Source organism: Desulfitobacterium hafniense DCB-2 (genome assembly GCF_000021925.1).
In the GTDB taxonomy this organism is placed as follows: domain Bacteria; phylum Bacillota; class Desulfitobacteriia; order Desulfitobacteriales; family Desulfitobacteriaceae; genus Desulfitobacterium; species Desulfitobacterium hafniense.
In genome coordinates this window covers 2,604,845-2,625,990 of record NC_011830.1, presented here as the reverse complement: position 1 = coordinate 2,625,990, position 21,146 = coordinate 2,604,845, and the positions used below count along the sequence as shown (strand labels likewise).

The window sequence follows — 21,146 nt, the reverse complement described above, 5'->3', positions numbered from 1 at the left end:
CCTTCCGCATAGGCGGTTGATTTTCTTCAAATCCCAAGGAGCTGCTTTTTCTTTGCCTCAAACTCCTGCTGGGAAATCACGCCGTCTTCCATGAGCGCCTTGTATCTTTTGATTTCTTCGATGGCGTCGGCAGGAGGAGCCATGCTGGCATGTAACGCCCCCATTCCCATCATACCGGGGCCAACAGACTGCTCGGCCACGCCGGAAAAGGCTACCGTCCTAAGTGCAGCCACCAGCTTTTCAATTTCTTCTATACTTTGCTGATAGGAGCGGAGGTAGTTGTTCACATCCGGGAGGGTGTTATTAAACCGGGGACCGTCCATATCACATTTGAGCACCGTCCAGTAGGGGTGGTCGAAATGCAGCTCCACGTGAAACGCCTGAAAGGGTTCAGGAATATCAAAATACTGCACCGGTGCGGAGTTGTTTACCTTGCCGTCGTCCAGCCTGTCAAGGGTTCGTGCCATCCGCTTGTTCGCTGCAATCTGTGCGATTTGCGGTGCCATCGCCATAGCTCGTTCGGTTACGGTGCTGGTATAACGGCGTATGCCTGCCGCTGAACCCTCAAACAGAGGGGTACTGTCCTCCCTGATGGTAAAGGATTTCAATTGCCTTCCTTCGAACACGGTTTTATCCGGGTTTTTGCTCATGCAGAACAGCTTGTTCTGGTAATCAAAGATGATTTTGGTATCCCAAAGGCCGAAATCAATCCGCTCAGAAACCACGAACTGGCCTTTCAGTATTTGGTTTTGATCGTAGAATGTCAGATACTCCCGAAAGCCCTGCATGGTCAGATTGCTTTCCTTGTCGGCACCCATATCAATCTTGCTATAACAGTCGTTGCAAATATATTCGCCCTCGATTTTCGATGGCAGAATCAGTGGAATCTTGCCGCCGCAGATGGGGCAAGGGGGTTTTTTAGAAAATAAGCCCATATCCCGTTCCTCCTTTTGTTCGCATTATCTTGTTCCGCCGCCTGAACCGCCGCCAATAGAGCCGCCGCCCCCGCCAAGGGAAGCAAATCCGCCGCCTCCGCCGCTGCGTTTTTCCTGCTCACGCCGCTGTTCGGCTTGCTTCATATTGCTGTAAAGCAAGTAGTGGTAGGAATAGGCGGCCGCCATGCTCCCGCTGTAATCGGTCAGCTCGGCAGAAATTTGGGGGTACAGCTCTTTCATCTGCTCCGCCACCTGATCGGCGATGCCAAACAGCATGGCATAGGTCAGCAGTTCCCTCCAAATCGGCATTTCCTTGACGCCGCGCTCGGCAATGAGTGAAAAATCCGTCAGATACCGTTTCAGCCCCATCAGCTCGCCCAGCTCCTGTTCACCGGTTGGCGTCAGATCCGTCAGCTTTGCAGGCATATCCCATCGCTTCAGGCAGATTTTTTGATTCAGCCAAGCTCTGCCTGCGCTTTCGCATTTCTGTATGTAGGCACGCAGCAGTTTGTCGTTTTGACTTGCAAAGTGTTCCAGTTCCTTTGCCTGCAAAGTGGAATCCGAACCGGCTGCGCTTTCGAGCACCGTATAAAGGTACTCGTCATATTCGTTCATGCTGCTATGATTGCTGCCCACCAGCCGCAGGCTCACTGTTTCGCGGGTTTGTCCCATCAAGCCGACCTGCTGCGTTTCCACGGGTGACAGGCAGCCAAGCTGAATCAGTCGTAGCATTCCTGTGGAAAGAATTGCACCGTCCTCACACACATCAAACAGCCGTCCCAGCGCATAGGTGGCACTCAGATTGCCGTCGTTGGGAATGTCCCTGAAATACCCGAACCGCTCTGCAAATCGTTGCCTTTTTTTCTCCGCACGTTTCTTTTTCATTCTGAAAAACCAAATCATCAGCCCGATGGGGAGTCCGATGGACAAAAGCATCGTGACAATCGCTTCAAATGTGGATACTTCTTCGCCGGTATCATCGTAATCGCTGCCTGAAAAGGCAGTTTCTTTTACTTCCTCAAAGCTGCCCTGCTCTTGCCGTGAGGGGGACAGGATTCCTTTCTCCAGAGAAAACAGTACCGTCACATGGTTTTCGGGAGCAATGGGGCTTTCCGTGTAGGCCAGAATAGCGCCGTCTGAAAATTCCACCTGTCCGTCATAGCCAAAACCCCATATGTCGGCGGTTTCATCGGTGATGGGTGTGCCGTCCGCCAGCCGGATTTCAACCTTCACATCGGTGGGGGTGGTGTTCATCCCATCGTTTACAAATCGGAAGTTTACGCCGTCCCTGTCGCTGTAACCGCCCACCGCATTGTCCAGCTTATATTCAATCGCATAGCGGTTTTGTCCATACCGGCTGATGCCAAAGCAGATTTCATACCCGCTGTCCGTATCATGGATGCCGCATTTTCTCGCCTTTTCTTCAAAGCTCCAGTCAATATTCCAATCCGAAACCGTCTCATAACTCCCGTTTTGGTCGGAGACTGTAAGCTGGCTGGCGGTCAGATAGTCGGGTGCGTTCATGGGAATGTAGCTTTCGGTTCCCTCGTCAAAATCTCCCTCCCACACCTGTGTCACATACATGGAGCCGTCCTCGTAAATGACCGCCTGAATATCCATGGTATTGACCTGATTTGCCGCAAAAGCCGGGAGAGGGAGGGCAAATAATAAGGCAAAGCATAGAATCAGGCCGCTCACTTTTTTGCGCATCGGGCACCTCATTTCATGCTGGGCATATCCGCCTTGTCAGCCTGTTCCACAAGATAGTCTCTTTGCCCAAAACCCAGCATTCCGGCGACCATGGAGACCGGAAACATTCGGATTTCACGGTTCAGCTTTGTTACACTGTCGTTGTAGATCAGACGGCTGGTGCGAACCATGTTTTCAAAGGTCTGCACCGCGTCCATGGTTTTGATGTAATTTTGATTGGCCTTCAGGTCGGGGTACTGCTCCGTCACCATGGAAATCCTGCCAAGGGCTTCGGAAATAACCCCTTCCTGACGCATCACCTCGTCCGGCGTGGATTTTGCTGTGATGACGCTTCTTCTTGATTTGATTGTTTCAATCAGAGTTTCGCTTTCGTGCCTGGCATAACCCTTCGTCAAATCCAAAAGGGCCGTCAGCGCATCAAAGCGACTGGAAAGCTGCACCCCGATCTGGCTCATGGCATTACTGATATTCTCATCCAGCACTACCAGTCTGCGCTGCGTGGAGATAATCCATAGAACAATAACCGCAATAATTACGGCGATTGTGATGAAAGTTGGCAGCATAGTCATTTCCTCCTTTTTGCAAAAGCGGATGCGGGTGTTCCGCATCCGCTTTTGCCATGAGATTATTTTTTATGTTTTATCCATTTGATAAAACGCAGTGATTAGTTGCCGTAGGGTTCGCTGTACTTGGCGATTATGTTGGGCATTTCGTCCAGCATAGCCTGATACTGTCCTATAACGGTGTCAATATCCTCTGTGCTGGTGTCTCCGTATCCGTCAAGTTCTCCAAGTCCAACCCTTGCGGAATCCATAATGGCATATACTGCGTTCAGTTCCTGCACCGCCAACTCGTCCTGATCCCAGCCGTTTGCCGTGGCCGCTGCCGCCGCCTCTTCGTACAGCGGGCCCATCTTCGCCATGATGTCTACAATGGCCGCTGCCTGCTCGGGGGTTACATTGTCTTTCCGTTCCGCAGTGGCGGGGGTGGATTCCGGCGTGGATGCAGGGGGTTCGGCATTGCCGCCACAGGCTGCAAGGCTCAGTGTCATGGCAAGCGCCATCATAAGTACCAGTAACTTTTTCATTTCTAAATCCTCCGTTTTCTGTTGGGTTGTATAGGGCAAAGTCCCATGCGTTCACTCTATCAAAACCCTGCCGCAGAAAACCGTCCGCCGCACGAAACATGATTTTTTCGACATGAAACATAATTATAGAGGTTAGTTTGTACCGTGGGGGCGGCGCGGTTAGTCCTCCGTGTACGGCGACACGTCAGGCTCGATCCACGCTTTGCCGTCGCGCCAGTCAAGCCAGTCAACATCGAAGTCAAACAGCTTTGCGATGTCCCGCAGCTTGATATAGTTGTTGCCGCCGATGGTGTAGGCGGCCAGCCCCGTCACCGCCGCTCCAGTGTCGCCCCAGACAAAGGCCGTGGTACTCGGTGTAGCATTTTTACTGTTTTTGTCGATTGCAGCAAGCTCGCCGCTCGTCTTGGTGTACGCCGCATGGTTATACAGCTTTGCCTTGCCGTCCTCAAAACGCACATCAAAGCGTGTTTTCAGTAGCGCACCCACATCACGCAGCTTGACGTAGTTGTTGCCGCCGATGCTGTAAGCGGGCAGTGCGACTTCCGCACCGTTTAACATAAACTTGGTGTTGGTGGGCGTTGCGGTTATGCCTGTGGGTACGGTGGGAGTGGAGGGTGCAGGCGACGGTGTTTTAGTTCTGGTTTTGCCATCCGGATAAGGAAAAGGGAACGGCAAACCTTGCGTTTTGTTACTGTTTATTGCTTGCATCCAGCGAACAGTCGCATCAGAGAGCATTTGGCCATGCCATATCGTCATTATTGCATTCGGGTCGGTATTTTGACCAAAGTTCTCAAGTGCGAACTTTTTAATGGTGTCTTTGGTTAAAACAAACGGTTTGGCCACGCCCGGACCAAGGCTATTGTTGTAATAGTCCATCAGCTTAATAAGGTACGTCGTAAACTCCCCATAGGTTATTTCCACATCTTCGTCAAATTTTTCAACAGGGAAAACGCCCCAATAGCGAAGGTAGCCCACGGCCCACCTACGCATAGGCGCAGTGTTTTCCGGTATACCCTGAAACATAGTTCCTTGATTGCCCCCCGGACCGGGCGGATAGTACTTTATATTTGATTCGCCGCCGCCGTTTGACATAATCCTTGCAAGCAGCTCCGCCATATACCCTCGTGTAATGGTCTTAGTCCAGTCCTCGGCGACTAACACCTGTAACATAAGCCAAGCATTATCAGGCGTATCGCTGTGCTCCCACAGAATGATCGGAGTACCCACCGCTGTGCCGGACCCTGAAACATTGACCGCCATCTTGGTATTTGCAGGCGGACGTAAGCTGAACTCGGAGCTGTCGGGATGAGAGTACACAATCCAAGGATAGGGGTCTTTTACCGCTGTCAACTGTACTCCGTTTTTGATTTCGCCGGAAATTCCCAAATATGTCCCGTCCAACATTCTCAGGGTTATCTGACCGTTGCCCACATTTTTCAGATAGAAGTTTCTGTTTACAACAATAGTTCCGTTCATATAATTTACCAATACTGCGCCGCCGTCAAAGTCCACCCCTAAACCGCCGCCAAATATTGATATAGGGTACCAGCCATCTTGGTATGTTTGGGCGGGCGCTACCTTTATCAGTCTGGCTGCCCACATATAATACTCTTTGCCTTCGTACCTCACCTTTGCCCAATCGCCCTTTATCTCAATAACCTCAAGAATTGTCCCTGCTGGAATTTTCCCGATAGTGTCACCGTCCGGGCTTGATCTGTAGACTGGGTTACTGCCGACTTGGTACAGATTCTGCTTGGGCGGGGCGGTGTCCGCCGCAAACGCCGTTGCTGGCATCAGGGTAATCACCATACAGAAGGTGAGCAGAATGCTCGTCAATCGTTTCTTCATAATCTTAGTCCTCCGTGTACGGCGACACGTCAGGCTCGATCCACGCTTTGCCGTCGCGCCAGTCCACATCGAAGTCAAACAGCTTTGCGATGTCCCGCAGCTTGATATAGTTGTTGCCGCCGATGGTATAGGCGGTCAGTCCCGTCACCGCCGCACCGGTGTCACCCCATACAAAGGCTGTGGAACTCAGTGTAGCATTTTTACTGTCTTTGCCGATTGCGGCAAGCTCGCCGCTCGTTTTGGTGTACGCCGCATGGTTATACAGCTTTGCCTTGCCATCCTCAAAACGCACATCAAAGCGTGTTTTCAGCAACGCGCCCACATCCCGCAGTTTGACGTAGTTGTTGCCGCTGATGCTGTAAGCGGGCAGCGCGACTTCCGCACCGTTTAACATAAACTTGGTGTTGGTGGGCGTTGCCGTAACGGTGTTGGTGGGTGTCGGCGCCGGTGCCGGTGTCGCGGCTTGCGACGATTGGTTCACAATAGACGCATACTTATAGGGGAAGGGCAAATCCCCCTTTTTATAGGGTACATATGCGTCATTGCCGTCTACCTCCGCACTGGCGTACCACCACTGCACTGTGGCGTCGCAGATAAGCATTGCCTGCAAAAATGTAATTTTGCTTTCCGCCCTGCTGTCGCCGAAGCCGAATTTCTTGATGATGTCATCCGTGAATGTCTCTCGTGGATTATAGAACTTCTCCACCTTGCCCCAATTTATTGCGTTTTGCCTGCCGTAAGCCATCAGCTTTTTCAGATAGCCGGTGAACTGGCCATAGGTAATCTCGGTGGTGCCGTTGTAATCTCCGCCGGGAAGGACGCCCCACATGCGAAGCCTGCCGACCCAGTTGGGAACATCGGCATAGTCGTAGTTGAGATTGCCGGCAGCATCCTTCAGCCCCTCGTAGGGGTCAGGGCCGCTGCCGTCCCAATAGTAGTTTTTGTATGGCGTGTCAGAAGCGGGCGGGAAAATGCCCTGAGAAGGGCTGAGGGAAAAATCGCCATACAGCCTTTCCATAACATGAGTGTTGAGTATTTCGACCAAATCCCGCATTGTGAGGGTTTTCGCCGGGTCTTCGACCTCGCCCCAAGAGAGCTTGGCGTTGCCGTCAACCGTGCCAAGCTTGCTTGACCACAGGATGATGTGCGCACCCTCCTCATTTAATTTCCATCCGGAGACGTTGACAATCATATTGGTGTTCTGCGGCGGCCTGAAACTAATAAAAGCCGACGAGGGATTGGCTTGCGCGCTCTCAAGCTTTGTTGTGGTGTAGGCGTTCCACACATAAGGGCTGTCCACCGCCCTTACCCTTGTGCCGTCTTTGATTGGGTCGCTGATCCCCAGATATTTGCCATCCAGTGTTTTCAGCGTCACTTGGTCGTTGCCGATGTTGTCAACATAGATATAGCGCTGCCAATAATACTCAAATCCGGCGCTTGCCAAGTCTACCACCGCACCGCCGTTGCCGATGATAATATGCCCGCTGGTGGATTTGCCGTTAGGGTTCGGGGTTTCGATGGTGTACCAGCCGTCCGGCGGTGCGAAGGGCTTTTCCGCAAGGTTGGAGCTGGTTGTGCCTGCGCCGACTTTGGTGAGCCTGGGCGCCCACATATAATACTCTTGCCCTTCATACCGCACCCTTGCCCAGTCGCCTTTTATCTCGATCACTTCCACAATTGTGCCGGACGGGAACTCCCCGATAATCTCACCGTTCGGGCTTAATCTGTATACCGGGTTTGAACCGACCTGGTATAGATTCTGACTTGATGCATCCGCCGCAAACGCCGTTGTCGGCAGTAAGGTAAGCGCCATACACAGAGTGAGCAGTATGCCCATAAATTGCTTTTTCATAGTTTTTCCTCCTTTTTGATTGAACGAAATAACATTTATTTCTCCACGTTCAATCTATCAGAAATCTTTCTGCAAAACCGTCCGCTGCATGAAACATAATTTTTTCGACATGAAACATGATTTTGGAGGAAAGCACACTCCTGCCTTTTTTGCTTTTAGATGTGAAAAACACAATATTGCACGAAAATAGATGAGTTCTCACGAATTTTATCTTGTATTTGTCATAATTTGATGATATACTGTAATCTAATATTTACATAAACGATTTTCGTTTTTCAGAAAGAAGTGAGGCGTGTTATGGGTGTCAGTTATAACAAATTATTCAAACTGATGATCGACAGAAAAATAAGAAAAGGCGAGCTATGCAAGGCGGCGGGCATCAGCAGCGGCTCGCTTCTGAAAATATCAAAAGATGAAAACATATATGTCGATATTTTGGTTCGGATTTGCAGTGTTTTGGGCTGCGACTTCGGCGACATCATGGAGTATGTTCCTGATGAAAATGCCGTTATACAATCTGAACCTGGTAATCGGCAACTACCCGATTTGCAGGAGAGAGAGCCTGCGAGAGTTTCCGAAGAAGTCTAATAGAACATGGAGGGTTGCTTATGCTGCATATTGCGGTCTGTGACGATAATATTGACGAGCTATCCAATATGGTACAGCTCATCGACCTGTACCGAACATCAAGACATCTAAACTGCGAACACGCCGTATTTCCAAACGGGTTTGAATTGATTTCAGCCTTGGAAAAAGGAAAGCGGTTTGATATATACTGTCTGGATATTATGATGCCGGGATTTACCGGCATTGATGCGGCAAAGGAAATTCGCACCTTTGACAAAACCGCACCGATTTTATTCTTTACCTCATCGCCTGAGTTTGCTTTGGAAAGCTATTCGGTGAAGGCTATCAACTATGTACTCAAACCAATCTCAAAAGAAAAACTATTCTTCACCTTTGACGAGCTGATGGAGCAGATTAAATTGAAAAAGGATGAGGATGCAGTTATTATAAAGGGCAATGAGGGTATTCAAAAAATATTGATTTCCAATTTGATCTTTGCCGAGGTCATCGGCAGAAACGTGCTCTATCATCTGCGCTCCGGCAAGGTCATCGAATGTACGGAAGCCTTTTCCCCTGTCTGTGATAATCTGATGAAATATGGGTGCTTTATGAAGCCCCACCGCTCCTATCTTGTGAATATGCAGTATGTGGATACTATCGAAAACCATCAGATCACCTTGCAGACCCTTTCCTCTGTTCCTGTTGCACAGGGCAAGGCAAAGGAGATGAAGCAGCAATATCTGAATTATCAAATGGAGGGGGGCGCTTAAAATGGCAGTAATCGTGATTGGACTCTTACGATTTGGTGTTTCTTTGGTCTTTGGCCTCACGGTGTCCGTTCTCTTTGCTGGAATAGAGCCCACAAAGAAAAACAGGCTTGTCACCGGCCTGCTCTGTGTCATTTTTCTTTTTGTCCAGACCGCCAGCTATTGGCTTTTGGGCTTGGATTTGACATCAAAGCTGTATCCGCTGATTATCCACCTGCCGCTGATTGTGATATTCACCCTATACTATAAGCGCCCGTGGCTCATATCCGCCGTCAGCGTGCTTTCCGGTTATCTTTGCTGTCAAGCGCCGCGCTGGTTTGGTTTCCTTGCAGGAGCCGCTTTAGACAGCAGGCTTGCAGACCATCTTTTTTACATAGCATTCGTGTTTTTGGCCTATTATTTCTTGAAAAGATATGTAGCCGGATCTGTTCGGCAGTTGATGGAGAAGTCCACGAAATCCTGCTTGTTTTTAGGCGGAGTCCCGCTTTTTTACTATCTGTTTGACTATGTGACCGCCATCTACACCGATGTACTTTACAGCGGAACCGAATGGGCGGTACAGTTCATGCCCTCAACAATATCTGTTTTCTATTTTGTGTTTGTGATCCTTTACTACGCTGAGACACAAAAACAGGCAAGCCTTCAAAGAGAAAAGGATATGCTGGATGCACAGTTTAGACTGGCGCAGACAGAGTTTGCTTCTCTGCGGCAGTTACAGCAGAACGCCGCATCCTATCGGCATGATATGCGCCACCATTTTTCACTTTTACAGGGACTTGCATCCAGGGAACACATCGAGGGGATCAAAGAGTACCTACAAACTGCCCAGTCCGACATGGATGCCATCACGCCCACACGCTTTTGTGGAAACGAAACCGTCAACCTGATTTTGTCCGCTTTCGCTACAAAAGCGAAACAAGGGTCAATCATGCTGACGGTAGATGCGAAACTGCCTGATTTGCTTCCCTTTAGCGATACTGAGCTTTGCTCGCTCTTGTCAAACGCTTTGGAAAATGCTATCCATGCCTGTGAACAGATACCTGACAGCAACAAACGCATCATCCGGCTGCGTATGTATTCCAAAAATAATAAGCTGTGCATTGATCTGCACAATAGCTTTCAGGCAGAGCCAATATTTCAACAAGGGTTTCCAGTATCAAAAGAACAGGGGCATGGCTTTGGCACAAAAAGCATCGCTCATATCGTGGAAAAGCATGGCGGTGTATTTCAGTTTTCGGTTAAGGATGGCTGGTTTATATTTCAGGCTACCGCATAGGAGATTATCTATCAAATCCTCACATTGAGTTTTTTCGCCATCTCTCATAGCGCCCACCCACCCAACACAACCGATAATAGTTGTAAAATTGCGCAAAAGTCTGCCCTCCGAGTATAAAGGGCAGACTTTGCTTAACTGTCAGCAGCCAGACTATCATAGCGTCCTAAGACACCTTAGACCCTCGGCTTTGCGTCCCCGGCTTTAGCCGGGTTTGCCCATAGCTTTATTTATTTGTTGTGCTTACTTCGTCTTTTTCACGCCGTTTTCATCAACCTCATCTACCGTCATCCCATCCTCCGATAGCAGGATTCCGTAATCGGTGTTCACCGCACCTTGCGATTCCATCAGCTTTTGACCGTAGTTGTAGAGGTTCCTGTTGTTGATTAGCTCGTCCTTCAGTGGGATATCATGTTTGAGAAGTTCTGCTTGGGCATATTCCAGAGGAGATGGGATTTCCCGGAGAAGCCGAAAATTGGGAACCTGCTCCGCAAGGTCTATCGCTTCCTCCAGTGAGAGGTCTTGCGGGGCGGTTTCCAGCATTGCTTTGTAGGTCGGAAGGCTGTTTTCCTCTGCGATACCACGGAGCTTCTGCGCCAGTTCATTTACTGCGCCGTAGCGGTCGCCCTCCGATGCATATAATTCATCGCTGATTTTTTCTGTCAGATAGGGCACGATGCAGTCTGTAGCGGAGAAGGCGCATTCTTCCGGTGATGCTGCCTCTACCGCTTCCACGGCTCGGTAGATGTCCTTATCGTTAGCCGGGAGTTTCAGCAAAGCAACTAAATCATTATCGTATTCAGGGTCATTGAAATGACCCTTGGTTATCCGGAGAAGCACGGTGTAATCCGGTTTTTCCAAAGGGATGGCTTCACCGTTCTGATAGGTCTTTGCGATCTCTCCATTCTGAACCACATAGCCATGGGGAGTAAAGACGCCGCCCTCACCCTCGCGCATCTCTTTGCCGATTTTACCGAAGTCCAAGCATGCGTAGACTTCATCCGACAAATTTTCCAGCTTAGGTACAAAGTCATTGTCAGCATAAAACTTGCCGAGGGACTGATCGTTATGGGCTTCGTAAGCAATCTGACAATGTTCCATACTGTGGGTCATGTTGATGAGACGGTCTATGTCGATGGGTGCGTATTGGGTCTGGAGGGTGTCCATCATTACCATTCCCTCAAAGCAGTCCAGCTCCCATTGGCTTAGGGAGGATAAACGCCCGGCCAGATGATTCAACTCGTAGAGATTGACGCTGGGGCTGATAAACTGCGGCAGATAGTCCAGTTCGCAGCTCAGAATCTCCATCGAATAGATGACGCGGTCATCGGTAATGCGGGCCTTGTCCAGCGCGTCCAGTATTTCATATGGTATGGCAGGGAGGGCAAGTGTTGTGGCCGTTTCTGCACCGAGCGAACCGGGGCGGCTGATTTCCACTTCAAAAATATGGCCGTTTTTCATACTGGATTCCAGCCTTTGCGAAGGATGGGAGGCATAAAGAGTATCCCATCCAAGTAACGCTCCGGTATGCATCATCTTTACTTGCTCGGAAGTAATACCATGTTTTTCATTGTAATCCTTGACGATTATATGATTTGCTTTCCGGTTTTCCGTGTTGAGATCGGAACGGATAAACCCTTTATTCCCATACTCAATGATCCTGATTTCGCCGTCTCCGTTCACAAACATACATCTTTGAGGAAGTCCGTTTCTTAATTTCTCATCCAAGCTGCATTCCTCCCATCTGAGAACCCTGTTCGGGCTGTTCTCCCATATTCATTTCCTGTACCCGCAGGTCAAAGGCGGTCAGGTAGGCATGATAGTCACCCTGCCCAGGGCTGCACCGCAGGCAGTATCGGTATCGCTCCGTTTCAATGATATAGCCGTAGTTCTGCCGCCAGCCGCCGCCGATTTCGCCGCGGTGTCCGGCGCAGTAGCTGTGCATGGCGCTGAGATCCTTCAACGGTCCGGTTTCCCGCAGCTCGTTTACCAGCTCGGTCAGTTCAGCCTTGAATTCAGGGCTGTTCAGAGACTCATCACCTCTCGGCCACCATGTGGACCAGAACTCATTGCCGGATGCCCCAAAGTCCATACGGACATGACCGATGGCGCCCAGCTCGGCATCTTGCTCCGGCGTCAGGGCATAAAAAATCCCCGCTTCTTCGGGAGAGGCGGGGCGTGGAGCATATTTGCGGTGATCGGCAGGAAAGTCAAGACCGTGTACGTCGCAAAATTTTGAGAGGGTCATGCATTCTCCGAAGAAGTTCAGTTTGCTGTCCATTCGCCGGAAAGCGGTATCAGGCTTTTTCAAAGCTGTGGGGGACAGGATTGTTCCGGCGTGATTGGCAGATGCACTATCTTGCAATCTCACAGGTATGCCGGGATTACGGGCGGAGCTGCTCAGGTCGTAGCAGTACCAGCCGGGGGGCACAGTGCCACGGTCGATGAGCCAATTCGTAAAAAGAGCCGGCCTTTCAAATATCTCGACATATTGCATTTCGTCTTCTCTGGCGTTAACGCTCATTTTGCACCTCCATGATAATGACTCGCAGGGCTACATGCCCAAGTCCATTTCCATACTGTCTTGCTTATCAAAATATGCCTCCGCTTCCTCATCCGTGGCGCAGGGAAACTCCTGCGGCTCCGCTTCGCCCAATTGCATGGGGATAAGGTGCGGCAGAAGCTGCTGTAAAAATGCCTGGTCCGGGCAGCGGTCGATAAATTCGCCAATCGTGTTTAGGATAAGGCGATCCATAGTGTCGGTGAGAGTAATTTCCCGCGCATCCCTGTGCTGCATGATGAAGTTGGCGATGTTGGAGAGGGAGTTTTCAAACCAGTATTCGCTCCGATATCCCTCATAGGGGTAGACATAGCCCCTGACTAAATTGTGACGTTCAAACATTTCTGCGATTTCCTTGTCTTTCATGACCTGATCTCCTTTCGGTGTAGTGGGCGCTGTTCCTCGTCAAACACACACAATACCATCCGTTGTGCAGAATAGCTATCCTATAAATCAACAAATCGGCGCTCCGCTTTCAAGGGAGGCTATACAAAGACCGCCCCGTCACACCATTTTTTCATGGCGTTGTAGAGCAGATGCACCTTGGTTGGGTCTGTTACCTCGCGCCATCCTGATGGTTTGAGCTGCCTGAGACCATACTGGCGCTCACCCTCAAAATATACGAGGATTCCGATATCGTCCGGTATTTCAGAGGCGATTTTCGGAGCGAGCGCTTTCGGAACGCAATAGTAATTCTCATTTCCGTGAAAGTTGTGCCCATTTGCACTTCTGAAATCCGAGTAGGTGATTTTGACCTCAAAGCAGGTGACCATCATGCCCACTTTCCAGTTATGGCACCGCAGGACACAGCCATGGCATTTCTGCTCGTTTTTATCTGTGCTGCCATCACGGAAGCATTTTCCGGGCTGGTGCATAAAGGCTGACGTGAGCCGCTCATTCTCAGAAAACCGCTCCCCATCCAGAAGCCTGCAGAGGTATTCCTCATCCTCGTAGTAGTCCTCAAAGCGGATGCTGTCCACGATTCCCGTGGGCGTCCAGACCTCGTCCGCCCATCGGATGGTTCTTTTTTCAGTGTTCAGCTTTGGCCGGTAGTGATGGGTGAGGGCTTTGATCCGTTTTGTTAAATCCGTTTCCATGATTTATCCCATCTCCATGCCGCCGGGCGTCTGCCTGTTTTGGGAAGAATCAGCGATATCCAGTAGTGCCTGCTCTGCGCTTTCCCGCCTGAGTACATAGCCTCCGGTCGCATAAGCGCCGCCATGATTGGAGTAATACTCGATACCGATTTTCGCATAGTCCAAATAGGGCTGGACGCTATCTTCAAAGGGCATCACACCCGTTTCCACGAGGTAGGCTCCCAGCTCGCGGTCGGTATTCACCCCGGAGAGCAATAGGTATTGCTCCAGCCGTTCTCCGATGGCGATAACATCATCCAGGCTATTCACGGACTCGGCATTCAAGGCTCCTTCAAAGATATGGCATTGGTGGCGGTCTAAGCTGCCGGTGAGTTCAGCGATCCGATTCAGCTTTTCAAATTGTCCGGAAGTGTTTACGTCTGCATTCTTCAGATATTGCCCGATGCCCCATACGTTGCTGATAGCCCCTACAATTCGGGTAGATGCGACGTCCCCGCTGATATGATCCAATTCGGCCCACGCCTCGCCAATTTCTGCGGGTGTGGCCGGCAGGGGCAGATACACGCCTGCATAGTCATCGGCACGAGTCAAATGAAGTGTAATCATAGCTGCATTCCTCCAATTCCCATGCTCTGCGAATCCTCTTGGCGGAGCAGTTCCTCCACGGCGGGGGTGCATCCCCAATAGGCAATATAGCCGTATTCTGTGAAGCTGCCATTTTCTATTTGGATGCGGTGTTCCCCGTACCTTTTGAAATCAATGTATTCCTCCAGATTCGCATCAAATTCGTAGCGGCCGGAGTCGATGATCATGTATCTGCCATATTCCATTGGGGTTTTAATCCCAGGCACAACCGTGAACTCATAGAAATTGTCCGCAATCAAAACTGCTTCCTTCGGGGTTTTGGGCTGTATCATCTCAAGGACAGCGTGAAAAGCATTCCGAGTCTGCTCGTCAAACCCTGTATAGCACCTTGCAAGGCTGTTCAGTGTATGCAGATGCGCGGACAATGGATGTTCCTCTGTGAAGAGCTGGTATAGCTCTCCGCTCATTCCCTCAAAGCTCAGATCAGTGCGGCAATCACAAGGGGTATACGCACCCAACCGATTTACTGCTTTCTCTATCTCTATCTCCCAGCAGGGGAAATAGAGATATTCGTGTTTGGCGTTGCTGTGGGATTCGCCGTATTCCAGGGTAACGGTCGCCACAGCATCATCCCGCCAGTGGTATTCCGGAAACTGCTCCCCGTTATATGCCTGTTCAGGAGTGTTTCCGGTAGGATATAACACACCATAGGAAGTGACAGCGCCTTTGTAATGGCCAATGAGCCTTCTTCCGATGGAGGCATAGGTCGTGCTCTCCAGCTCATTTAATGAGAGCGCCGTTTGACGGCAGAGTTCATACCTCCGCCCGATGGCGGAAACATCGGAAAACTCAGAGATGAGCGCATAGCAGTGAAGGTTGAAGGTGAGGTTGATGAGGTCTTTAACCTCGGACAGCTTCTCATGCTCCGCAACAGCATAGAAGGTATGCAGTTCATTTTTATCAAAGCTGTCCATTCTTTTGGCAAGATACTGAACCTCATCGGCATTGACCAGTGTCCCCGCCAATGCCTGCAAGCTGCCATTGTCACCCTGCACGGAATCAACCAAACACAGCTTTTCGGTTGTAATGCCGACTCCGATTTTCTCCATCTCTTTCTGTAAATCCGGTTCAACGGCAGGAAATTCAACGACGGTGGTCCGGTAGGAGGGGGCATCGTGCTTTCGCAGTTGCAGCTTTAACATTTGCTTTCCTCCCGTCTGTTTTTTCGATGGAGTTTCTCCATATCGGTTCTGAGGCAATCTCCTTCGGAGCTGTAGCACATAAATCCATGGGAGGGATAAGGGCAGTTACCACAGCTTTTGAACGGACCGCAGGGCCGCTCGGCTGGCGGTATCCTGCCGCCTATCACGAGAGTGTCTGAATCGTAACAGGCACTTCGCTTATTTTTCTTGTATCGTATGAGCATAGTTCTCCTTTCCAAAACGCAAAAAGAGCCGGAGAATGGAGACGTTTTTACGCCCCGGTTCTCCGGCCCTTGAGTGTAGTTTTTCTCTGTTATTGACTGATATAAAAAAGGGCGCTGCTTACATTGATTGTTCTTGAGCAGCCTCCATATTGACCCGCTGGAGTGATGCGATCTGCTCTCGGATATCCGGCAGTAAGCCCTCGATCTGGCTCTGAATGCCAATCAGGTTCTTCTGATCCGTCGGTGTCAGGTCGTACCCGGCATCGAAGGTATCGTTGATGCCCTGGTAAATATCAAGAAGCTGGGCATCGGAAAAAAGGCGCTGTTTTTCAACCAAGCCGGAGCGGATGGCAAAGTCCGCTTTTGCGGCCGCATAACCGTCCAGATAATATTCTCCGTCCTCTACGCCAGTGCCTTTATAATCCCGCTGCCATGTGACAAACATATATCCGTATTCAGTTTCTCGGCCAGCCAAGACAGTACCGTTGAACTCTGCCAGCAGCCGAAAATCTTCGTCCAACGCCTCAGCCTCCAAAAGCGGTGCCCTTTCTATCGCAGTCAGGTATTCACGAACCTCCATGGAAAAGGGCGCCACCTTATGATATAACTCGCTTGCTTCGGGAGAGCGAATGTCACCAGGGAAGATGCACATATACCCGCTGGGTTCCACATGGCAGGCGGAACGGCCATTTATCAGGATTGGCAGTGCGTTTCTTTCTGGCGGAGCAGTTTCAATATCATGTTTGGAAAGGACGCGGGAGAGCTCTTTGAAAAAGTCTTTGACCATATGAATTTCCTCCTTGTTCTGATGTTGAAATGCAAAAAGGGCGCTGACTTCATTGGCTCTTAATCAAGCCGTTAAAATCAGCGCCCTTTTGCAGTTTCGGTTTGTTGGGTTGTGCGGGTTTTGGGTAGCGCCCTTTTATCTTTGACAGCCCTCTCAAAAAGGGCGCTACGATTTATTGTTCTACTTGTGAGTTTGAGTCCTGTCAGGGTGAAGCATTACCCCTCATAAATCTACGGAAAAAGGGCTTCCACTTTTTATAGTGGAAGCCCTCGAAAGGCACGGATTTACTGGCTTTACAGCCAATAAATCATTTTCGCCTTGTCTTTTTGGTGCGAGTGGTCGGAGTCGAACCGACACATCCGTAAAGATAACGGTTTTTGAAACCTATCCAATGCGTTTGGTATAGTTAAGTTTATCAGTGAAACGCAGTGATTACAAGGGTTTTATAATTTCAGTGTTGGGGATGTAAACGTTAATTTAGGGATACCTTTGAATCGATTGTTTCACTTTTTCATAATGATGCCTCAATAGGGTCATGCTCTTTATTACCGACATATGTAACCATTTGTCGAAAAGCAGGGATTATCTTCTTGCCAGAAGAAATTCCTTTTATATTTAAATAGGAGGTGGCCGCAATAGGAATTCACATAATCCTATAAGGACCGATAAAAACAGCCCCGGGAATTATTGTCCCCGGGGGTTTCACATCCTATAAAGAAACCATTTACAGGTTTGTAGTTCAAACTTCAAATCATACCGCCTTAGCTTTCCGTCAATGTCGCTCTGACACGAGTAGATTTTCATCGGGTTCCCGGCCAGCTTCTCCTCGCTAACCCTGAGGATTTGCTCCACGTTGATGACCTTGTCCTTATGTTGAAACCTCGCCGGAGCAGGGTAAATCACTCATATTGTATTCCGCCTATTTCATTATTTTTAATGAAATCAGCAAAAGCGATAATCAAAGCTTATGAAGCCTCAATCATGAATTATCTGTAACAATAGCCTTATGATTTGAGTATAATTTTGGTAAAAGTAATACAGATCGGAGGGATTGAATTGCCTGTATTTGGAAGCAGGGATTGGTATGGGAACCTTGCCTGTAACTTCATGTATGTTCAGGGAATCAGCGACTTTGATGATAATAGCAGTGTTAGACTTACACAAGATGATGCAGAACAAAGGCTTTCTATCACTTTACGAATAGGGAAAGATAAAACTCCCAAATACCTCTTTTACGATCAGATAGTTTCCATCGAAATTAAGAAGAAGCATGGAACAAGAAATCGCGATTTCTCTATCAGTTATCATCCGGCAAATAACCCTGACGATGTAAAGATTCTTCTATTCGAGATTGTCGATGCTTCTCTCCATTGGAGAAAATTCATAGGGGCACTCAAGAGTAAAATTCCTCAGCCACCTGAACCTGAACAACTTGATTCTCAGCCTGAGCCAGAAGTTTCTCAATATCTCTAGGAAATCATCTTCAAAGACGGTAAAAATGCCAGATCATAAAGAACTGGCATTTGCTTTGTAAGAGAGGCTAGAGGCGCTGTGACGTTAGCCTTAGAAATTGGCGCCAGAGCCGGCGAGATCCAAGCCCTAAAATGGATAATGGCGAAAAAGCAAAGCGAAGCCAAAAGCGAAGTAAACTAAAAAAGGCCAACCCCAAAGGGCTGACCTCAGCTTAAATCAAATGTTCCACTTTTGTTCCACCTAATTTTTATTATTTCGAATATCGAAGAAATAAAAAATCCCTGCAATGTCTGCAGGGATTGGCTTTTCGATTGGTGCGAGTGGTCGGAGTCGAACCGACACATCCGTAAAGATAACGGTTTTTGAGACCGTCGCGTCTGCCTGTTCCGCCACACTCGCATACTGCCTGAGCAGGTCACCTCGGCAACAGGTGACTTAGATATAATAGCATAGAATTTGAAAATGTGTCAAGCCTTCTCTTCAAATTCTCCGTAGTTCATAAGTTTTTCATAACGCATAGTTCGCAGCTCATCCGGTGGGAGTTCTCGAAGTTCCGCCAGGGCTTCGGCAATGGTTTTCTTCATTTCCTCGGCGGTCCGCTCCACACTCCGGTGGGCTCCTCCCAGGGGTTCCTTGATAATGCCGTCGGCGATTCCCAGCTCCAGGAGATCCTGGGCGGTGAATTTTAAAGCGGAAGCCGCTTCCTTCGCTTTGCCCGGATCCTTCCAGAGAATTGACGCACAGCTTTCCGGAGCAATGACCGAGTAGAAGGAATTCTCCAGCAGCAAGACCTTGTTCCCCACACCTAAGGCCAAGGCGCCGCCGCTGCCTCCCTCCCCGATCACGGTGCAAATAATCGGAACGCTGTACCCAGCCATGGCCTGTAAGCAGCGGGCAATGGCTTCCCCCTGCCCCCGTTCCTCCGCTTCAAGATCACAAGCCGCACCGGGAGTATCGATAAAGGTGAGGATGGGGCGGTGGAATTTTTCCGCCTGATCCATCAGGCGGAGAGCCTTCCGGTATCCTTCCGGATGGGGCATGCCAAAGTTTCGCTGAATATTCTCCTTAGTCCCTCTCCCTTTGATATGGGAAACCACCGTGACGGGAATCCCTTGAAAGATGGCGATACCGCCGACGATAGCCTTGTCGTCGGCAAAGAGACGATCCCCTTTGAACTCCATAAAATCCTCAAAAAGCAGAGGGGCATAATCGTAAAAATTCGGTCGTTCCATATGGCGGGCAATCTGAACCTTTTGCCAAGGTTCCAGGTTGCCGTAAATTTCTTTTCTTAATCGTACCAGTCTGCGCATGAGCTTGGAGATTTCCGGCGAAAGATTGATATCCTTCTCTTTGGAGAATTCCTGCAGCTCCGCGATCTTCTGTTCAAGCTCAAGAATTGGCTTTTCAAAATCAAAATGTTGAGCCATTAAACTGCCCCTTCCTGATGATAACGCAGCAAACGTCCTAGAACCTTTCTCATCTCTGCTCGTTCCACTACACAATCAATCTGTCCGTGGCTCTGATTGAATTCAGCAGTCTGGGCACCTTCCGGAAGTTCTTTACGCATGGTTTGCTTGATGACACGGGGACCTGTAAAGCCGATCAGTGCACCCGGTTCAGCGATATGTATATCTCCTAAGGAGGCATAGCTGGCTGTGACTCCTCCGAAAGTAGGATCGGTCAATACGGAAATATAGAGCAGCCCTTCCTCGGCCAAACGCCCTAAGGCCGCGCTGGTCTTAGCCATTTGGTACAAGGAGAGGATTCCCTCCTGCATGCGTGCTCCGCCGGAGGTGGAAAAAATAATCACCGGACAGCGCAGTTCGATAGCCCGCTCAATAGCGCGGGTAATCTTCTCTCCGGTCACAGAGCCCATACTGCCCATCATGAAGTTCCCCTCATTAAAAGCCAGAACCACCGGCATTCCTTCGATGCTGGCCTGGCCTGTAAGTACGGATTCCGAAACATCGGATTTCTGATAGGCTTCCGCCAGCTTTTCCTCATAATCGGGAAAGCTCAGCGGATTCGTGGTCTGAAGCTCCCGATCCCATTCTGCGAAACTCCCCGGATCAACCAGATGTTCAAGTCTCTCCCGGGCCGGGATGCGGAAATGATAACTGCAGGTCAGACAGACTCTTTGGTTCTCCACCAAATCCTTATTAAACAGCGCTTCGCCGCATTTAGGACATTTCACCCAGAGACCGTCAGGGAGCTCTTTGCGGGTGGATTCCTGTTCCGGAGAGGGCTCGTCGAAATAAGCCAGCCCCCCTTCCGAATTTTTCGGAGGCAGCGAACTGAGAGTTGCGTATTTGCGTTTTTTACGAAATATATCTTTTAACATACCTAGCTCCCCATATAGCTAGTAATAATTTCATGAGCTTCTTCCGCCTCTGACTCAGGGACCAGGATCTCCACCGATGCGTGATCCCCCAGATGAGCTGAGCCAATGGGTCGAAGCTGAACCAGCATTCCTTCTTCAGAAAGGGCTTTTTTATACTTCTCGGCAATTGCTTTATTGGGCGCAATATAAATAACGGTCCACATGGCAAATCCTCCTTGTTCAAAAAGAGAAACATACCCTTTATTCTGTAGATTAAGTACCATAGGTACTAATTTAAAGACCAGATAATATTTTTCATAATAACACAGGGAAAAGCATCTTGCAAGAAAGCCTGTCCGTGCTTTAGTCATCAATCTCTGGGTGATATTTCCTGTAAATAGCCCTTTCCACATGGGGCGGGACGAATTCACTGATGTTGCCCTTTAAGCTGGCGGCCCATTTAATCGAGCTGGAACTGATAAACGAGAATTCGCTCTGAGTCATTAAGAAAATCGTTTCAATATCCGCAGCCAGCTTTTTGTTCATCAGGGCTAATTGGAATTCATATTCAAAATCCTGCATAGCTCTTAGGCCCCGGATGATGGCATTGGCTCCGCATTGTCTGGCAAACTCCACAGTCAGCCCCTCGAAGCCTCTGATTTTGACCTGGGACAGCTCCTCGGCAGCGGTCTCCAGGAGCTGAATACGTTCTTCCAGGGAAAAAAGGGTGGTTTTATTGCTGTCTACAGCTACGGCAACGATCACTTCATCGAAAAATTCCGTCGCCCTTTTCAGTATATCCAAATGCCCATTGGTCACGGGATCGAAAGTTCCGGGATAAATTGCTATTCGCACTTGT

Annotated in this window: 20 protein-coding genes, 1 tRNA gene, 1 pseudogene and 1 riboswitch; of the genes and pseudogenes, 4 read left to right on the top strand and 18 right to left on the bottom strand. The window is 49.4% G+C overall.

The genetic code is table 11. From position 1 onward, the window contains the following. Positions 1-26 precede the first annotated feature (26 nt). The 6 genes from DHAF_RS12055 to DHAF_RS12030 form a co-directional block, all read right to left on the bottom strand. Positions 27-935 carry a DUF4428 domain-containing protein gene (locus tag DHAF_RS12055; protein WP_015944030.1) on the bottom strand — a complete coding sequence of 303 codons (909 nt, stop codon included), beginning with the start codon at positions 933-935 and terminating at the stop codon, positions 27-29. 24 nt (positions 936-959) lie between these two features. Beyond that, positions 960-2,645, bottom strand: a complete 1,686-nt coding sequence (locus tag DHAF_RS12050; RefSeq protein WP_015944029.1) for a DUF2207 family protein — start codon at positions 2,643-2,645, stop codon at positions 960-962. 8 nt (positions 2,646-2,653) lie between these two features. Next, complete coding sequence (locus tag DHAF_RS12045) at positions 2,654-3,208, bottom strand: LemA family protein (RefSeq protein WP_015944028.1); 555 nt, start codon at positions 3,206-3,208, stop codon at positions 2,654-2,656. A gap of 101 nt (positions 3,209-3,309) precedes the next feature. Continuing rightward, a complete protein-coding gene (locus DHAF_RS12040) occupies positions 3,310-3,696 on the bottom strand; it encodes a hypothetical protein (protein WP_242659975.1) in 387 nt (128 codons plus the stop codon). A gap of 195 nt (positions 3,697-3,891) precedes the next feature. Further along, positions 3,892-5,580: an SH3 domain-containing protein gene (locus DHAF_RS12035; protein ID WP_015944026.1), complete on the bottom strand. Its 1,689-nt coding sequence runs from the start codon at positions 5,578-5,580 to the stop codon at positions 3,892-3,894. Between the two features lie 4 nt (positions 5,581-5,584). Continuing rightward, on the bottom strand, positions 5,585-7,432 hold the full coding sequence (locus DHAF_RS12030) for an SH3 domain-containing protein (RefSeq protein WP_015944025.1): 1,848 nt from the start codon (positions 7,430-7,432) through the stop codon (positions 5,585-5,587). Between the two features lie 297 nt (positions 7,433-7,729). Here DHAF_RS12030 and DHAF_RS12025 point away from each other — a divergent pair. The 3 genes and pseudogenes from DHAF_RS12025 to DHAF_RS12015 all read left to right on the top strand — a co-directional run. Then, positions 7,730-7,930 (top strand): annotated as a pseudogene (locus DHAF_RS12025) (helix-turn-helix domain-containing protein); the annotation flags it as partial. A gap of 110 nt (positions 7,931-8,040) precedes the next feature. Then, positions 8,041-8,769: a LytR/AlgR family response regulator transcription factor gene (locus tag DHAF_RS12020; protein ID WP_015944023.1), complete on the top strand. Its 729-nt coding sequence runs from the start codon at positions 8,041-8,043 to the stop codon at positions 8,767-8,769. A 1-nt stretch (position 8,770) separates the two neighbouring features. After that, the gene (locus tag DHAF_RS12015) at positions 8,771-10,042 is read left to right on the top strand and encodes a sensor histidine kinase (protein WP_015944022.1); all 1,272 of its coding nucleotides are present in this window, start codon (positions 8,771-8,773) and stop codon (positions 10,040-10,042) included. Between the two features lie 137 nt (positions 10,043-10,179). Further along, positions 10,180-10,268: riboswitch (cyclic di-GMP riboswitch) on the bottom strand. A gap of 14 nt (positions 10,269-10,282) precedes the next feature. Here DHAF_RS12015 and DHAF_RS12010 read toward each other — a convergent pair. The 7 genes from DHAF_RS12010 to DHAF_RS11980 form a co-directional block, all read right to left on the bottom strand. After that, positions 10,283-11,767, bottom strand: coding sequence for a hypothetical protein (locus tag DHAF_RS12010; protein WP_015944021.1), 1,485 nt, complete (start codon positions 11,765-11,767; stop codon positions 10,283-10,285). Then, entirely contained in the window at positions 11,760-12,563 is an 804-nt protein-coding gene (locus tag DHAF_RS12005; RefSeq protein ID WP_015944020.1) for an LPD28 domain-containing protein, read from the bottom strand. Before DHAF_RS12005 ends, DHAF_RS12010 begins: the two co-directional genes overlap by 8 nt. A gap of 30 nt (positions 12,564-12,593) precedes the next feature. Continuing rightward, on the bottom strand, positions 12,594-12,965 hold the full coding sequence (locus DHAF_RS12000) for a hypothetical protein (protein WP_015944019.1): 372 nt from the start codon (positions 12,963-12,965) through the stop codon (positions 12,594-12,596). A 119-nt stretch (positions 12,966-13,084) separates the two neighbouring features. Then, the gene (locus DHAF_RS11995) at positions 13,085-13,696 is read right to left on the bottom strand and encodes a hypothetical protein (RefSeq protein WP_015944018.1); all 612 of its coding nucleotides are present in this window, start codon (positions 13,694-13,696) and stop codon (positions 13,085-13,087) included. Positions 13,697-13,699: 3 nt separating this feature from the next. Next, positions 13,700-14,302: a hypothetical protein gene (locus DHAF_RS11990; RefSeq protein ID WP_015944017.1), complete on the bottom strand. Its 603-nt coding sequence runs from the start codon at positions 14,300-14,302 to the stop codon at positions 13,700-13,702. Further along, positions 14,299-15,483, bottom strand: coding sequence for an antirestriction protein ArdA (locus DHAF_RS11985; protein ID WP_015944016.1), 1,185 nt, complete (start codon positions 15,481-15,483; stop codon positions 14,299-14,301). The genes DHAF_RS11990 and DHAF_RS11985 overlap by 4 nt, the downstream gene beginning before the upstream one ends. 342 nt (positions 15,484-15,825) lie before the next feature. Then, a complete protein-coding gene (locus DHAF_RS11980) occupies positions 15,826-16,494 on the bottom strand; it encodes a hypothetical protein (protein ID WP_015944015.1) in 669 nt (222 codons plus the stop codon). 1,056 nt (positions 16,495-17,550) lie between these two features. Between DHAF_RS11980 and DHAF_RS11970 the strand changes: the two genes are divergently transcribed. After that, positions 17,551-17,967 (top strand): hypothetical protein, encoded by a 417-nt coding sequence (locus DHAF_RS11970; protein WP_015944014.1) that lies wholly within the window; start codon positions 17,551-17,553, stop codon positions 17,965-17,967. Positions 17,968-18,279: 312 nt separating this feature from the next. Here the strand turns inward: DHAF_RS11970 and DHAF_RS11965 are convergent. The 5 genes from DHAF_RS11965 to coaD all read right to left on the bottom strand — a co-directional run bounded on the left by DHAF_RS11965 (position 18,280) and on the right by coaD (position 21,142). Continuing rightward, positions 18,280-18,366, bottom strand: a tRNA-Leu gene (locus DHAF_RS11965). A 68-nt stretch (positions 18,367-18,434) separates the two neighbouring features. After that, positions 18,435-19,394, bottom strand: a complete 960-nt coding sequence (locus tag DHAF_RS11960) for an acetyl-CoA carboxylase carboxyltransferase subunit alpha (protein WP_005814659.1) — start codon at positions 19,392-19,394, stop codon at positions 18,435-18,437. Further along, the gene (gene accD, locus DHAF_RS11955; RefSeq protein WP_005814657.1) at positions 19,394-20,308 is read right to left on the bottom strand and encodes an acetyl-CoA carboxylase, carboxyltransferase subunit beta; all 915 of its coding nucleotides are present in this window, start codon (positions 20,306-20,308) and stop codon (positions 19,394-19,396) included. The genes DHAF_RS11960 and accD overlap by 1 nt, the downstream gene beginning before the upstream one ends. Before the next feature lie 2 nt (positions 20,309-20,310). Beyond that, positions 20,311-20,511 (bottom strand): putative signal transducing protein, encoded by a 201-nt coding sequence (locus tag DHAF_RS11950; protein ID WP_011459626.1) that lies wholly within the window; start codon positions 20,509-20,511, stop codon positions 20,311-20,313. Between the two features lie 139 nt (positions 20,512-20,650). After that, on the bottom strand, positions 20,651-21,142 hold the full coding sequence (gene coaD / locus DHAF_RS11945) for a pantetheine-phosphate adenylyltransferase (protein WP_015944013.1): 492 nt from the start codon (positions 21,140-21,142) through the stop codon (positions 20,651-20,653). Between the last annotated feature and the right edge of the window lie 4 nt (positions 21,143-21,146).

Coding starts and splice junctions, on each gene's coding strand:
- DHAF_RS12055 (WP_015944030.1), bottom strand. CDS start 935: ATGGGCTTATTTTCTAAAAAACCCCCTTGCCCCATCTGCGGCGGCAAG.
- DHAF_RS12050 (WP_015944029.1), bottom strand. CDS start 2,645: ATGCGCAAAAAAGTGAGCGGCCTGATTCTATGCTTTGCCTTATTATTT.
- DHAF_RS12045 (WP_015944028.1), bottom strand. CDS start 3,208: ATGCTGCCAACTTTCATCACAATCGCCGTAATTATTGCGGTTATTGTT.
- DHAF_RS12040 (WP_242659975.1), bottom strand. CDS start 3,696: ATGACACTGAGCCTTGCAGCCTGTGGCGGCAATGCCGAACCCCCTGCA.
- DHAF_RS12035 (WP_015944026.1), bottom strand. CDS start 5,580: ATGAAGAAACGATTGACGAGCATTCTGCTCACCTTCTGTATGGTGATT.
- DHAF_RS12030 (WP_015944025.1), bottom strand. CDS start 7,432: ATGAAAAAGCAATTTATGGGCATACTGCTCACTCTGTGTATGGCGCTT.
- DHAF_RS12020 (WP_015944023.1), top strand. CDS start 8,041: ATGCTGCATATTGCGGTCTGTGACGATAATATTGACGAGCTATCCAAT.
- DHAF_RS12015 (WP_015944022.1), top strand. CDS start 8,771: ATGGCAGTAATCGTGATTGGACTCTTACGATTTGGTGTTTCTTTGGTC.
- DHAF_RS12005 (WP_015944020.1), bottom strand. CDS start 12,563: ATGAGCGTTAACGCCAGAGAAGACGAAATGCAATATGTCGAGATATTT.
- DHAF_RS12000 (WP_015944019.1), bottom strand. CDS start 12,965: ATGAAAGACAAGGAAATCGCAGAAATGTTTGAACGTCACAATTTAGTC.
- DHAF_RS11995 (WP_015944018.1), bottom strand. CDS start 13,696: ATGGAAACGGATTTAACAAAACGGATCAAAGCCCTCACCCATCACTAC.
- DHAF_RS11990 (WP_015944017.1), bottom strand. CDS start 14,302: ATGATTACACTTCATTTGACTCGTGCCGATGACTATGCAGGCGTGTAT.
- DHAF_RS11985 (WP_015944016.1), bottom strand. CDS start 15,483: ATGTTAAAGCTGCAACTGCGAAAGCACGATGCCCCCTCCTACCGGACC.
- DHAF_RS11980 (WP_015944015.1), bottom strand. CDS start 16,494: ATGGTCAAAGACTTTTTCAAAGAGCTCTCCCGCGTCCTTTCCAAACAT.
- DHAF_RS11960 (WP_005814659.1), bottom strand. CDS start 19,394: ATGGCTCAACATTTTGATTTTGAAAAGCCAATTCTTGAGCTTGAACAG.
- accD (WP_005814657.1), bottom strand. CDS start 20,308: ATGTTAAAAGATATATTTCGTAAAAAACGCAAATACGCAACTCTCAGT.
- DHAF_RS11950 (WP_011459626.1), bottom strand. CDS start 20,511: ATGTGGACCGTTATTTATATTGCGCCCAATAAAGCAATTGCCGAGAAG.